Genomic DNA, 14,822 nt, shown 5'->3' on the forward strand with positions numbered 1-14,822 from the left:
TTAAAGGGATTGTGAAAACGATCTCTTTTTGATATACTGTAAGTAAGTGAAAATAGGAAAGGATAGATTTTCAGTGGACCTAAGCAGTCAATCTGAACGCTTGATGGGAACAACGATTACTGTATCGATCCTGCACCCACAAGCAGATAAGCTTCTAACTCGATGCTTTGAGCTTCTCCGGTCTTATGAACACCGTTTCAGTGCCAATGATACAAGTTCTGAACTCATGGAGGTCAATCATCAAGCAGGTATTTCAGCCGTTCAAGTCCATCCAGATCTTTTTGAGCTCATCTCTTTAGGTACCCAGCACAGTCAGGCCCGAAATAGCCATTTAAATATTGCAATTGGTCCTCTTGTTCAGACCTGGCGAATTGGATTTGCAGACGCTAGGCGTCCAGACCAGAAGGAAATTGACCAAGCCTTGTTGAAAATCAACCCTCAAAAAATTCAACTAGATCATAAAAACCACGCTGTCTATCTGACACATCCTGGTATGAAAATTGATCTTGGGGCTTTGGCAAAAGGTTACAGTGCTGACCTCGTTGCTAGATTTTTAAAAAGTCAAGGAATCTCAGATGCTTTAATCGATCTTGGAGGCAATATTCTAACAGTCGGTCAGAATCCGATTAGAAAACAGCCGTGGCGAATTGGGATTCAAAATCCTGTTGAGCCAAGAGGGCACCACCTACTTGCTCTTTCAATCGAGAACAAGTCTATCGTAACCTCAGGAATTTACGAACGTCATCTAGAAGTCGATGGGCAGTCATTTCATCATATATTCGATAGCAAGACAGGCTATCCTGTTGAGACAGACTTAGCCAGCATTACTATAATATCTGACAAATCCGTAGATGGGGAGATTTGGACTACTCGACTGTTTGGGGAATCCCCTGCTTCTATTCTCAACATTGTTGAATCGCTCCCTGGTATCGATACCTTATTGGTTTCGCAATCAGGCAAGATCGCTTTTACAAGCGGGCTTCAATCCTATATATAATGTTACATCAGAAAGGAAATTTTTATGACAAAACTAATTGCGATTGTGGGGACCAACTCCAAACGTTCTACAAACCGTCAACTACTTCAATACATGCAAAAACATTTTGCAAACAAAGCTGATATTGAATTGGTCGAAATCAAAGACATCCCAGTTTTTAACAAACCGGCTGACAAGAATGTACCAGAAGCTATCTTAGAGATTGTTGATAAAATTGAGAAAGCTGATGGTGTCATCATCGGCACTCCTGAATATGATCACTCTATTCCAGCTGTCCTGATGAGCGCTTTAGCTTGGCTCTCTTACGGAGTCTTTCCTTTGTTGAACAAACCAGTTATGATTACTGGTGCTTCATACGGTACTTTAGGATCTTCACGTGCCCAACTGCAACTTCGCCAAATCTTAAACGCTCCAGAAATCAAAGCAACTGTTTTGCCAGATGAATTCTTGCTTTCTCATTCATTGCAAGCCTTCGACCAACATGGAGATTTGGTAGATTTAGAAGTCATTCAAAAATTGGATGCTATCTTCGATGACTTCCGTATTTTTGTAAAGATTACAGACAAATTACGTAATGCTCATGAGTTAATTCGCAAATCTGCTGAAAAATTTAACTGGGAAAACTTGTAGGATAGGAGACGATAAGAATGAAATTTGTTGGAATTTTAGGCTCAAACTATGATCAATCATATAACCGTAAACTCTTGGAGTTCATGCAACGCCAATTTAAGCTCAAATTTGAATTGGAAATTCTTGAAATTGATGAAGTCCCAATGTTTAACCAAGATGAAAAATGGGACGAAAGCTTCCAATTGCGTCTTTTGTATAATAAAATCACTCGTGCAGATGGGGTGATTATTGCAACCCCAGAACACAACCATACCATTTCGGCTGCTCTAAAATCAGTTCTTGAATGGCTTTCTTTCGAGGTTCATCCATTTGAAAATAAACCAGTTATGATCGTCGGTGCCTCTTATTATGATCAAGGAACATCACGTGCTCAGGTTCACCTACGCAAGATTCTTGATGCTCCTGGTGTCAATGCCTACACCCTTCCAGGAAATGAGTTCCTTCTTGGTAAAGCCAAGGAAGCTTTTGATGCAGATGGCAATATCAAGAACGAAGGAACCGTTAAATTCCTTGAAACTTGTTTAGATAACTTTGTTAAATACGTAGGAGTCGTTTCTAAATTGAAAAAACCAAAACCAATTGAACCAGAAGACTTGGATTGCGGAAAACCAATCGCTACTACCATCACTGAGGTTGATCCAGATGATCCAGAATGGGTAGAAAAAGTTGCAGAAATTACAGGAGCTGTATCAGGTGATACTTATGTCAAATTAGACCACGGGATCCTGACTGTTAATCAAATCGATATGTTCTTAAAAGCTATGCCATTTGAATTAACTTATGCAGATGACAACAACCAGTTCCTATACTACAACAATGCCCACCAAGATCCAGATACGATGTTTGCGAAACGCGTGCCACCTCAATCTGGTAGCCGGATGTCAACTGTTCACGGTTCACTTCCGCCAGCACGTATGAAAAACGTTGAATGGGTTATCGGTACTCTTCGTAATGGGAACCAAGAATATGTTCGTACCATTGTTCCAGGATCCCCTGAAGGCGTCATCAATACTCACAACTACCAAGCTATGTACTATCCAGATGGTTCCTATGCTGGTATCAACGAGATCGTCTTCAACTTCCAACCATGGTTGGACTGGTATCTTGAAACAACAGGTCAACGCCTTGTAGGTGGTAGCGGACCATTTGCTCCTGCTGCTGGTCATGGGGATGCAGATGCAACTTCAGGTGCTTCAGATGCTGGTGGACACGGTGACGGAGCTGCTGATGCTACATCTGGTGCAAGCAACTAATAATTGAGAGGCTAGGACAAAAGTCCTAGCCTCTCAATTATTTTTGGATTGTCAAGCAAGACGCAGTGGTTGAGTGGGCTCTACTACGCTGATTTCATCAGCTTTTACAGCCCTACTCAACCATGCGGAGGTGGGACGACGAAATCGAATTCTAATGAATTACCGATTTCTGTCCCACTCTCTCTTTTATTTCAACTCTTTGATAATCTTCTTGGCATCTTCATTTGAAATAGCCCCTAATTGAACATGACCAATCTTTCCTTGGCTATCGATAAAGACTTCAGTAGGGATCGAACGAACTTGGTAATTTATGAAGGCAGAGCCGTCAGGATTGTACAAAACGGGTACTGATTGATAGTCTTGTTGGGCAAACCATTCAACAAACTCTTCTTCTGTTTTTTCACCTTGCATTCCCGGTGCCATAACCGTGAGAATCTCAAAGTCCCGATCCTTTTCTTCAACTAATTTATTGAGTTCAGGCATACTTTGTCGGCAAGGACCACACCAAGTAGCCCAGAATTTTAAGTAAACCTTTTTTCCTTTATAGTCTGAAAGTTTGACCGTATTCCCCTTCATGTCTTTGAGTTCAAAGTCACTCGCTTCTGTTCCTACCAGAGGATGTTTACTAGTAGTCGTGTTTGACGTTGTTTGGTTATTCATATTGTTCATGTTGTTCATACTAGTCTCACTTGATTGCTTCATGGAACAAGCAGTCAGTAAAGCGAGTGAGAGGATTGAAAAACAGGTATATTTAATAAATTTCATGGTAATAAACCTCCATTTGATTTATGAAAAAATAGCAGACAAGCTATTCAATTGTCCCAAGAGCAATAAGATCCCCATAATGATGATGATCAAGCCACCAATCTTCTTTAGCAATAAGAGATGGGGTTTTAGACGATTAAAGTATGGGAGAACAATCCCAGACGCTAAGGCCAAAAGCAAAAACGGAATGGCCATCCCTAATGTATAAATGAAAAGGTAAAGAGCTCCCATCAAGGCATCTTGTCCATTTGATGCTGCTAAGGCAAGTACAGAGCCGAGAACAGGACCGATACATGGCGTCCAGCCAAAGCTAAAACCAAGCCCAAGGAGAAAAGCGGAGAACAACTCATTCTTCTGTTTGTTGGCCCCGAAATCCATTGTCTTCTGCTTCTCTAGGAAGTTGAAATGAAAGACTTCCATCTGATGAAGACCAAGAATAATGATGAGGGCTCCCATCAGGTAACGGAACCAATTGGTGTACATGATTTGACCAAGCAAACCTGCCCCGAAACCAATGAGGAGGAAAATAACAGAAATACCTGCGATAAAACACAAGGTCTTTACAATCCCATGCCAGCGAATCTTTTTCCCAAAAAGCTGGATAGATTTTTCCTGATTGCTTCCTAGCAAGACGCCGATGTATACCGGAAGTAAAGGAAAGACACAGGGAGAGAAAAAGGAGAGAATGCCTGCCAGAAAGACAGTAAAGGAGAAAACGATTTGATTCATAAAACACTCCGTATATTGATATGCTACACCTAGTATAGCATTCAAATCCCTAAATTAAAAATTTCTGCTACGCTTTGATTTCTAAAGGATCATTTAGAAACTAGTTTCAAAACCAAATAAAAACTCCAAAGCACATAACTTTGGAGTTTAATTTTCTACTTATTCTTCTGCTGCATTTTGTTTATTTGGCAAAAAGAGAGAGAGGACAATACCAACTACTGCTGGTAGTAACCATGGAAGGGATTGGGTAGCAAATGGCAAAGTTTTAATGATAGTAGCTAAGCCTGAAAGTTTGAAGGTACTTGCAAGAACATCTGCAATCGCCACCAAGCTAACTGCAAAAATGGTTAGTTGCATCCCTGGTTTTGAAAGGTCGATAAATTTATTTACAATCACAATCAACACAATGGTGATTGTAATTGGATAGAGAATCATCAAAACAGGCAATGAGAAGGTAATAATCGCGTTCAAACCAAGGTTGGCAATCGCAAACCCAATCAAAGTGAAAAGTGTCGCATAAACCTTATATGAAATCTTAGGGAAGGTCTTATGGAAGAATTCTCCTGTTGAAACGATCAAACCAGCTGTTGTTGTGAAACAAGTCACCGTCACCATCCCTGCAAGGAAGATTTGAGCAACTGGACCAAAGATAGCCTTGGTTGCTTCTGAGAGGACATAAACACCCTTATTGGCATCAGATGCCATCACTTCTGCTGGAATTGGGAAGTGATTTCCAAGGTATCCCAAGCCGATATACAAAATACTAAAGCCAATGGCTACAACGATTCCAACAATCCAGATCGTTTTAATGTATTCTTTTTTGCTGGAAAAACCCAGTTGATTGAGGGTAGTTACTGCAATCACACTAAAGGCTACTGAAGCAAGAGCATCCAAGGTGTTATACCCTTCAAGGAAACCTTGACCAAAGGCAGACGCTTGATAAGCTTCTGTTGCAGCTTGTGGCGCATGTCCGCTGTATTTGAGGGCACCAAGGACAACCAATACAACGATCAAGATAGCAAAGACTGGTGTCAAAATCCGACCAATACTATCTAGGATTTTAGAAGGATACAAGGCAATCAAATAAGCTAAAGAGAAATAAATCAAGGTGAAAATAAAGAGGCTCAGTTTACCACTTGATTGTCCCAACAAGGGAGCGATCCCAACCTCGTAGGAAACCGTAGCTGTTCTTGGAATGGCAAAGAATGGACCAATAGACAGATACAAGGCTACAAGATAAACGATGGCAAACCAAGGAGCGATTTTACGTGAAATCTCATGGATATATCCTTTGGGATTAAGTGTCCCAATGATCAAGGTAATAATCGCAATCCCTACTCCTGATAAGACAAATCCAGCAATAGCTGGCCCAAAATGGTTACCCGACTGGGCACCTAGCGCAGGTGGAAAGATCAAATTCCCTGCACCGAAGAAAATACCAAATAACAGCAAACCTGTTAAGGAACCTTTTCGTAACATATGTTCTCCTTTACATTTTTCAATCCTATCTAGTATAACAGCTTTCATGCTTCGGAGCAATCATTTTTACTGAATTTATCTTATTTAACAGAAAGCTTTTCGTATGAACAACAAATTCTTTCTCCTCCTATCAACATAGCCTCTTATTCTCAATTATGATACACGAGAAACAGTTGGTCTAGTGTCCTTGTACTGGAACTGGCATGCTACTTTCTTAGCACTTCTATTTCTGCCTCGGTTCTTTTCACAAGTCATGCGACTAATTGAGTTCATGTTCAACATCTAAACTAAAGAGAGTGGGACAGAAATCGGTTATTCGTTAGAATTCTATTTCGTCGTCCCACCTCCGCACAGTTGAGTAGGGCTGTAAAAGCTGATGAAATCAGCGTAGTAGAGCCCACTCAACCACTGCGTCTTGCTCGACAATCCAAAGACAATTGAGAGGCTGGGACTTTTGTCCCAGCCTCTTTTTTCTAATCTTCACTAAAACGTCTGTATTGAATGCGAAAATCAAAATAATTCTCTTCCTGAAGTTTACGGAAGATATCACGATAGGCTTCCTCATCAAAGCCTTCTCCTCGATAGAGGATTTCAAAACTAAGCCCTTCATATTCAAGAAAGGCATTGGCTGTTTTGAAGCCGTTCCGCAAATAGAAGTCCATTCGAGCCCGTCGTTGTTCTAGATTGTCACATTCTTCATCCAAGCGCTCAACTTCTAACAACATGGTCCGATGGTAAAATTCGATTAATTTTTCAATGATTTCTTGGCCATAGCCGTGACTTCGCAAGTGAGGCATAATGGCAAAGAAGCTGACATAAAAGGCCTTGGCATTTGAAATAGCAAAGGCAAATCCAACAAATTCTTCCTCATTGTAAAAAGCAAAAAAATGAGCATCATCATTGTCTGTATAGCGTAAAAACTCAGATATAGGAATCCGTTCCTCTTCAGGGAAAGCCTCGGTATTCAACCGCTCGACCTTATCCAGATCTGGGAATGTTTCAGTGATTAATTGGCTTGTTAAGCGCATAAAGCCTCCATTTCTGCTACGATTATAGCAAATAAAATAAACATCTTCAAGAAATCCGTCTTCTTTCAAAAGCAAGTATGTAGCTTAAAAAAGGCTGGGACAAAAGTCCTAGCCTCTCAATTATCTTTGGATTGTCGAGCAAGACGCAGTGGTTGTGTGGGCTCTACTACGCTGATTTCATCAGCTTTTACAGCCCTACTCAACTGTGCGGAGGTGGGACGACGAAATCGAATTCTAACGAATTACCGATTTCTGTCCAACTCTCTTTTACGCTATTATTCAGCTTCTTCTTTTTTGGAGAATTGGCTCATGTACAAGTCGTAATAAAATCCTTGTGCAGCCAAGAGGGACTCATGATTTCCTTGTTCGATGATTTGACCCTCTTTAAGAACTAAAATCTTATCTGCTTCTTGGATAGTAGACAAGCGGTGAGCAATGACAAAACTAGTTCGCCCTTTCATCAAGTTCTTCATAGCCTTTTGAATCAAGAGTTCCAGACGCGTATCCACTGAAGAAGTTGCCTCATCTAAAATCAATATCTTTGGATCAGCTAGAAGGGCACGCGCAATGGTCAACAACTGCTTCTGCCCCAAAGAGATATTACTAGACTCCTGGTTCATCTCCATGTTGTAGCCTCCCGGAAGGGTCCGGATAAAGTGGTCAACGTTGGCAGCCTTGGCAGCAGCGACAATCTCTTCATCTGTCGCATCCAAGTTTCCAAAGCGCAGATTCTCTTTAATGGTCCCTTCATAGAGCCAAGCATCCTGAAGAACCATCCCAAACTGCTTACGATAGTCTTGGCGAGATAGGTCACGGATATCATGACCATCCACTGTAATAGCCCCCTTAGTCACATCGTAGAAACGCATGAGGAGGTTGATGAGGGTCGTTTTCCCTGCTCCTGTCGGTCCGACAATAGCCACCATCTCACCAGGATTAACCTCTAGGTTAAAATCACGGATCAGCGGTTTATCTTCCACATATTGGAAGTCCACATGATTAAAGCTAACCTGCCCTGTCAGTTCTTTGTCCAGAGATTCATTTTTACCGAGCACTTCATCTGGTTCATCAAGGACTTGGAAGACCCGGTCTAGTGAAGATTTGGCACTTTGCAAGATGCCAGCTAACTGGCTCAAATTTTGAATAGGCTGATTGATCTGCCAGACATACTGAACAAAAGCCTGCATATTCCCAACTGTAAGACGACCGGCAAGAACTTGAATAGCTCCGATAACGGCCACCAAAAGATATGTCAAATCAGAGATCGCATTAAGAACTGGCATCATCAGTCCAGAAATAAAATTCGCTTTAAATCCAACTTGTTGGAGACGACGAGTAATGTCACGGAATTCTTCTTGCGATGATTCTTCACGTACATAGAGTTTTAAGACGTTAAAGCCACTCAAGTTTTCCTGAACAAAACCATTTAGAGCCCCAAGGACATCTGCCTGCTCTTTAAAATAAGGCTGGGATTTCTTCATAATAAACTGGGCACCGAAGAAGGTGATCGGAATAGAAGCAATCACGATTAACCCCAAAGTGAGGTTAAGATAAAGCACCATAGCAATAACCAAGCTTAAGGTGAAGATCGCATTAACAATTTGAAGGAAAGACTGTTGCAAGGCATTGGAAACCGTTTCGACATCACTAGTAAAGCGACCGAGAAGATCTCCAAATTGGTGCTGATCAAAGTAAGAAACGGGGATACGATTAATTTTTTCGGATAAGTCATTACGCATATCCTCAATCATGCTTTGAACAGCATTGGTCATGAAGTAATTCGAATAATATGAACCGAGTTCATACAAGACTCCACGGAAGAGATAGACAACCATGACCCAGCCGACATAGCCAGCATTAATCTGAGCTCCTGCAACTCCTCTAGCCATATCTGTCAGGTTAGCAGTTAATTCAGTAATGGCGAGTCCTAGAATATAGGGTTCGATGACACTCATGACCACACTCAGAATTTTTAGAAGAGTAGCGAGAATAACGGCAAAGCGATAAGCTTTTAAGTAGCCCCAAAGGCGTACAAAACTGGAACGTTTTTCTTTCATTTTCTCCTCCCTCCTATTCTTCTGTCAATGATTGATTATTCAACTGTGAGCGGGCAATCTCACTGTAGATTTCATTGGTTGCTAGGAGTTCTTCGTGGGTTCCACGACCAACGATTTCTCCATGATCCAAGACAATGATTTGATCCGCATCCATAATGGTCCCAACCCGCTGGGCTACGATTAAAACGGTCGCATCTCCAGTTACTTCTTTTAGACGTTTTCTCAGCGTGGCATCTGTCTTATAATCCAGAGCAGAGAAGGAATCATCAAAGATATAGATATCCGGCTCCTTAACAACTGCACGTGCAATCGATAAACGTTGCTTCTGACCTCCAGAAAGGTTGCTACCACCTTCTGCTAAATGAGTGTCAAACTGCTCCTCCTTACTCTCGATAAATTCCTTGGCTTGGGCTACATCTGCTGCCTTATCTAACTCCTCAATACTCGCATCTTCCTTACCATAACGGAGGTTTTCAGCAATGGTACCTGTAAAGAGCAAGGCCTTCTGTGGGATAAATCCAATCTTATGGCGCAAGGCTTTAACATTAAAATCACGCACATCCACGCCATCGACCAAGATTTTCCCTAAAGTAACATCATAGAATCGAGGAATGAGCTGAACGAGAGAGGATTTCCCAGAACCGGTCGATCCGATAAAGGCGATGGTTTCACCGGGTTTAGCCTTAAAGGAAATATTGTGAAGGACTGGATTCTCTGTTTCACCAGGATAGGCAAAAGTGACGTTATCAAACTCCAGATAACCCTTGGTTTCTGTCTCAGTTACCCCATTTTCATTTGGATCAATGGAAATGGGCATGTCCATAATCTCTTTCAAACGATGACTGGAGACAGCTGTCCGTGGGTACATGGTAAAGAGATTGGCTAGGAAAAGGAATGAAAGCAAGGCATGGAAACTGTATTCGATAAAGGCGACAAGATTCCCAATTTCTAAGCTCCCATCCCCTAGAGGATCCAAGGCAAACCACACAATAGCTACAATCATCGCAATGATGATTTGAACAAAGAGTGGCTCCGTCAAACCGGTCAGTTTAAAAAGTTTATTAGAGTTGTCCGCATAGACTGCATTGGCTTGGCCAAACTTTTCCTCTTGGAATTCCTCACGTGCAAAAGCACGAATGACACGAAGCCCTGTAAGATTCTCTCGTGCATATTGATTGAGCTTATCTAGGGTTTCCTGCTGCTTCTCTGACAAAGGCTTGGTCTTAACAGCTACATACCAAACCACCACGGCCAAAAGAGGCATCGAAATCGCCACAATCCAGGCAAGAGATGGACTCGTTTGTAAAATCAACAGAATACTCGACACCATCATGATGGGAGTAATGACCCCAAGTTTTAACATCTGGTCAGAAAACTGCATTAGGACAAAAGCATCAGACGTCATCCGTGTCACTAAAGAAGAAACGCCAATCTTTTCATACTCATGGTGAGAATATTCCTGAAGCTTCTCATAAAGATCATTCCGCATATCCATAACCATGGTTGTAGTAATCTTCCCAACCGCATAGGCCAGAACGATTCGACCAAGAATTCCGACGATGATCACACCAAACATAACCCAGGCCCAGAAATAAACACGCTCTATATCTCTCGGATTGATTCCCTCATCAATCATACGGGCCAAAACAGTTGGCAAACCGAGATTAACAATCACAAAAAAGATGGCTGCTGTAAAATTCAAGCACAACCATTTTGGATATTTTCTCAAATAAGACCAAATATATCCCATACCTTTCTCCTCCCTATACAATAAAAAAGCACCGTCAAGTACTTTTTAAATGATTCTAGAAAGCTCACACGCCTTCTTCACAGTAACCTCATTATATCAGAACCCTAGGTGGCTAGCAAGGAAAAGAGCTAATGAAAACCATGAAGAAAAAAGAGGATAGCCTCAGCAATCCCCTCTAGATACGATTATTTCTGACGTTTGAATTTTGCATCTTTGAAGAAAGCAAAAACTTCATAATCACTAGATTCTGCTTTTGATACATCCAAAGTTAAAACATCACCATCAATCTTATACTTGACTTTATCTTTACCACCTTCTGCTGATTCAAGAGTTTTAGCATTTTGATCAGCTTTCAGGTCAATTGTTTTCTTTTTGCTTTCACCAAGAGCTTTCATTTCGATAATCATCTTAGCTTTTGTATCTTTAATTTCAATTGTCATTGTCAAATCAAATTGATCAATCACCTGCTCAAGTTGTTCCTCACTAGCCCCTTGCTTTTTAAGGATGCTTTTAATTTGATCCTTCTCAGCTTTATAGACATATTTCCCATTATCGCTAGTTGTAGAACCACAAGCTACAAGGAAAATCGCACCAACTGCCAACAAAGCAGCAAAGACAAGACGTTTAAAGTATTTCATCAGAAATCTCCTTTTTTGTTGATAAGGACTATTCTATCAAAAAAATAGAAGTCTAACAATATAATAAATTAGTAAGAACTCGATAAGAATTGGGAGTAACCGTTGGGAATGCACTGTTCTACAGCGTTTAAGAGCGAAAGTACGCTGAATGATTTAAAGACTTTTTTTACAGTACCATACTTCTTTCGTGAAAAAATAAAGAAGATAGCAATACTATCCTCTTTTGAAACTATAGGCTACTCCTGCTCATTCCCAAACAAACTAACTGAGGCAGAACTGCGTTCCTGTCTTATCCTTAATTTCAAGTTCAACTTTTAACTTTATTCGATTAACGAAAAGACTAGATCCACTATTTGTCCCACCTTCTTTTTCATCCATTTCTAAGGTTTCTTCAGATATAGGATCAAATACAAAGAACTAAATTCGAAATTGTACACAAAAAAACCGAGGTCTAAACCTCGGTTTTCATTTTGATTGGAAACTCTATTATTTAAGAGTAACTGAAGCTCCAGCTTCTTCCAATTTAGCTTTGATTTCTTCAGCTTCAGCTGTAGCAACACCTTCTTTAACAAGTGCAGGTGCTCCATCAACAAGTTCTTTAGCTTCTTTAAGACCAAGACCAGTGATTTCACGCACAACTTTGATAACGCCGACTTTCTTGTCGCCTGCAGATGTCAATTCAACGTCGAATGAATCTTTAGCAGCACCAGCGTCAGCAGCACCAGCTGCAGCAACAGCTACAGGAGCAGCTGCAGTTACACCAAATTCTTCTTCGATAGCTTTTACAAGGTCGTTCAATTCAAGGATTGAAGCTTCTTTAATTTCAGCAATAATGTTTTCAATGTTCAATGCCATTGTTATTTCCTCCAAATAAGTTTTAAATTTTTTATTTATATTTTTTTGTAGCTAGGCTACGCTGCGTAGCTTAAGATTAAGCCGCGTCTTCTTTGTTGTCTGCAACCGCTTTGACTGCAAGAGCAACGTTGCGCACTGGCGCTTGAAGTACAGAAAGGAGCATAGAAAGAAGTCCTTCGCGGTTTGGAAGAGTTGCAAGAGCAAGGATCTCTTCTTTAGATGCGACAGCGCCTTCGATTGCACCACCCTTGATTTCAAGTGCGTCAGCAGTTTTAGAAAAGTCGTTCAAGATTTTCGCTGGTGCGATAACATCTTCATTAGAAAATGCTACAGCAGATGGTCCAACAAAAACTGATGCCAATTCTTCAAGACCAGCTTTTTCAGCTGCACGACGTAAGATTGAGTTTTTAATAACTTTGTACTCAACTTCGCTTCCACGAAGCTCACGACGAAGAACTGTATCTTGGTCAACTGTTAAACCACGAGCGTCTACAACGACGATTGATGCAGCAGCTTTCATTTTCTCAGCTACTACGTCAACTAGTTCCGCTTTTTTAGCAATAATTGCTTCACTCATTAGTGTGTTCACCTCCGTAATTATTTTGCTTGGGGAATTTTTCCAAAAGAAAAACGCGCCCAAACCTAGACACGAAAGTACAATACGCTTCTTTTTACATGATACGTTTTGTCCTCGGTAGGATATTTATGAGTCTAGCTCCCCTACTGTCTTAGGCAGTTTTTTCAAACCGTTATTTAGTGTATCACATAAAAAAAAAGAATGCAAGTGTTTTTGCAAACTTTTTTAAAAAAATATTTAATCTTTATAAATAGTCTTTGTACGATTGAGCCATGCATAGGCCAAGCCCATGAGTACTCCTCCTCCTACCCAGTTACCTACAAAAGTGACAGCGTAATGACGAAGGACATTGAAGAACTCTAAATGAGGCAAATCTTTAGAAATAGAATTAAAGGTAGCCAGTGAGAAAGAAGCAAAGTTTGCCGCAATGTGTTCATTTGTAAGAAATACAAACATATAAATAGCTGACAAAGCCAACAAAACTTTCGCTGTTTCATCTTTAAAGAAAAGGTAGGACAAGATTGCTATGTTAACGAAGATGTTGGCAATAACTCCTTCGAAGAAGACCAATTGATTCGAACGTTGGAGCTTCATCTCTACAACCGAGCCAAGGAAGCCTTTTGGATTTAGGTTTGCAAATGCACTAGTCTGTCCAAAGAGGAAAGCGAGGAACAAAGCACCGACTAGGTTAAAGAACGTACAATAAAGTAAAATTTCTAAAGCTTTTTTCCAATTAATCTTCTTTAAATAAACACCAGCTGTAAGGTACATCATATTGGAAGTCGTTAACTCACTATTTAAGAATAGTAAATAAACCAATCCCCACGCAAAAATAAACGGGAATAAGAAACGACCAGAACCTGGCAAGAAGGTGTTGAGAAGGTCTGCCCCCACAATCCCTACTGCAGTACTCATTGTCAAAAACGCACCCGCAAACATAGATCGAACCGCATAACGAGCTTTAGAAGCTGTATACAATTCTTCCTTCTTCTGACATGCTGCTTCTACCTTAAGAACAAAATTTGATTCTCCCATCTGAATCTCCTTATATATTGGATTTGTGAACTTCTTCATTATATCATAGAATGGAATTCCTGAAAAGGCTTTCAGAAAAATTTAAATAAAAATACTGGGTTCCACAACAAATATAAATAAAACGATTTAAAACGATGAAATAAAAAAACAGACTATGATAGTCTGTTTATAATTCAATTTAATTCATATATTATAAGAAACGATTCGCCCAAGCGATATCCAAGTTCAAGATTTCTTGGGTCGTATATTGTTGGCGATAAGGGTTGTAAACTGTCCCTTCATATCCACCATAAACACTTGGTGAATCATATTGAGTAAGATTGTAAGCTTCAATAATGTGGTTCAATTTTGCATAGTAACTAGTGTCAGTAGCATAAACACCCGTTAAAGCAGCTGTTGCATCCTGATAGCTTGTTGTATTGCTCTTCCAAGCTCCTGCAAAATGACCTTGTTTTAAAACTGCAACGTAGTCTTGTAATGATTCATAGTAGCTAGGGTATGAACGGAAAGCATCATTGATTGTATAGGCATTTCCATTACCATCATCTTCCCAAGTCTGCATCACTGCAGATTGACCTGCATAGCTCCCCTTAATACCAAAAAGGTTATAGTGTGGATACGATGACAAACCAGATTGACCTGATCCACTTTCTAAGATGGCTTGAGCAATCATAACAGATGCATAAAGATCATTTTCTTGACCAAGTTGACGAGCAGATTCACCGATTTGCGAGATGAAAGCTTCTGTTGGATCTGCGTATTGAGAATAAGCCTCATCGTTAGCACCAACATTCCCTACATGCTCACTCATGGCTGCCGCTACTGTTCCTACAGCAACCAGAGCCACTAATGATCCAATCAATTTCGATTTATTTAGTATTTTTTTCAATGTGATAATCTCCTAATGTTTTAATGAATAGTCTTTAAGATGATTATAGCACAGAAAAACCCTAAAATGTTGAGTTAAATATTACATTTTAATTACAATATCGAGATAAATCAAACAAATTAATAACAGTCAAGTAATAA

The 14,822-nt window shown here is 40.3% G+C and carries 14 protein-coding genes and 1 other annotated feature; of the genes, 3 read left to right on the forward strand and 11 right to left on the reverse strand.

What is annotated here, in order from left to right; translation table 11 throughout:
* Positions 1-73 precede the first annotated feature (73 nt).
* Genes DW738_RS02735 through DW738_RS02745 form a run of 3 tightly spaced genes read left to right on the forward strand, consistent with a single transcriptional unit; the run spans position 74 to position 2,880 of the window.
* The gene (locus DW738_RS02735) at positions 74-997 is read left to right on the forward strand and encodes an FAD:protein FMN transferase (protein WP_195213900.1); all 924 of its coding nucleotides are present in this window, start codon (positions 74-76) and stop codon (positions 995-997) included.
* Positions 998-1,021: 24 nt separating this feature from the next.
* On the forward strand, positions 1,022-1,627 hold the full coding sequence (locus DW738_RS02740) for an NADPH-dependent FMN reductase (protein ID WP_123160261.1): 606 nt from the start codon (positions 1,022-1,024) through the stop codon (positions 1,625-1,627).
* A gap of 17 nt (positions 1,628-1,644) precedes the next feature.
* Entirely contained in the window at positions 1,645-2,880 is a 1,236-nt protein-coding gene (locus DW738_RS02745) for an NAD(P)H-dependent oxidoreductase (RefSeq protein WP_123160262.1), read from the forward strand.
* 186 nt (positions 2,881-3,066) lie between these two features.
* On the opposite strand, the gene DW738_RS02755 is transcribed toward DW738_RS02745, so the two are convergent.
* From DW738_RS02755 to DW738_RS02820, 11 genes are all read right to left on the reverse strand, one after another.
* Positions 3,067-3,645 (reverse strand): TlpA disulfide reductase family protein, encoded by a 579-nt coding sequence (locus tag DW738_RS02755; protein WP_123160263.1) that lies wholly within the window; start codon positions 3,643-3,645, stop codon positions 3,067-3,069.
* A 21-nt stretch (positions 3,646-3,666) separates the two neighbouring features.
* On the reverse strand, positions 3,667-4,374 hold the full coding sequence (ccdA2, locus tag DW738_RS02760) for a thiol-disulfide oxidoreductase-associated membrane protein CcdA2 (protein ID WP_123160264.1): 708 nt from the start codon (positions 4,372-4,374) through the stop codon (positions 3,667-3,669).
* A 159-nt stretch (positions 4,375-4,533) separates the two neighbouring features.
* Positions 4,534-5,853 carry a branched-chain amino acid transport system II carrier protein gene (brnQ, locus tag DW738_RS02765; protein WP_123160265.1) on the reverse strand — a complete coding sequence of 440 codons (1,320 nt, stop codon included), beginning with the start codon at positions 5,851-5,853 and terminating at the stop codon, positions 4,534-4,536.
* Between the two features lie 473 nt (positions 5,854-6,326).
* Positions 6,327-6,881 (reverse strand): GNAT family N-acetyltransferase, encoded by a 555-nt coding sequence (locus DW738_RS02775; RefSeq protein ID WP_123160266.1) that lies wholly within the window; start codon positions 6,879-6,881, stop codon positions 6,327-6,329.
* 275 nt (positions 6,882-7,156) lie between these two features.
* On the reverse strand, positions 7,157-8,938 hold the full coding sequence (locus DW738_RS02785; RefSeq protein ID WP_123160267.1) for an ABC transporter ATP-binding protein: 1,782 nt from the start codon (positions 8,936-8,938) through the stop codon (positions 7,157-7,159).
* Positions 8,939-8,951: 13 nt separating this feature from the next.
* Complete coding sequence (locus DW738_RS02790; protein ID WP_123160268.1) at positions 8,952-10,688, reverse strand: ABC transporter ATP-binding protein; 1,737 nt, start codon at positions 10,686-10,688, stop codon at positions 8,952-8,954.
* A gap of 185 nt (positions 10,689-10,873) precedes the next feature.
* Positions 10,874-11,326: a hypothetical protein gene (locus tag DW738_RS02795; protein WP_023023308.1), complete on the reverse strand. Its 453-nt coding sequence runs from the start codon at positions 11,324-11,326 to the stop codon at positions 10,874-10,876.
* Between the two features lie 486 nt (positions 11,327-11,812).
* The gene (rplL, locus tag DW738_RS02800) at positions 11,813-12,181 is read right to left on the reverse strand and encodes a 50S ribosomal protein L7/L12 (protein WP_001196965.1); all 369 of its coding nucleotides are present in this window, start codon (positions 12,179-12,181) and stop codon (positions 11,813-11,815) included.
* A gap of 76 nt (positions 12,182-12,257) precedes the next feature.
* Positions 12,258-12,758 carry a 50S ribosomal protein L10 gene (rplJ, locus tag DW738_RS02805; protein ID WP_006596316.1) on the reverse strand — a complete coding sequence of 167 codons (501 nt, stop codon included), beginning with the start codon at positions 12,756-12,758 and terminating at the stop codon, positions 12,258-12,260.
* A 38-nt stretch (positions 12,759-12,796) separates the two neighbouring features.
* Positions 12,797-12,932, reverse strand: a sequence feature (ribosomal protein L10 leader region).
* Between the two features lie 63 nt (positions 12,933-12,995).
* Entirely contained in the window at positions 12,996-13,793 is a 798-nt protein-coding gene (locus DW738_RS02815) for a formate/nitrite transporter family protein (RefSeq protein WP_023023311.1), read from the reverse strand.
* A 190-nt stretch (positions 13,794-13,983) separates the two neighbouring features.
* Complete coding sequence (locus DW738_RS02820; protein WP_243634249.1) at positions 13,984-14,655, reverse strand: glucosaminidase domain-containing protein; 672 nt, start codon at positions 14,653-14,655, stop codon at positions 13,984-13,986.
* Positions 14,656-14,822: the final 167 nt, after the last annotated feature.

It is taken from the genome of Streptococcus sp. AM28-20 (genome assembly GCF_003603595.1).
GTDB classification, from domain to species: domain Bacteria; phylum Bacillota; class Bacilli; order Lactobacillales; family Streptococcaceae; genus Streptococcus; species Streptococcus ilei.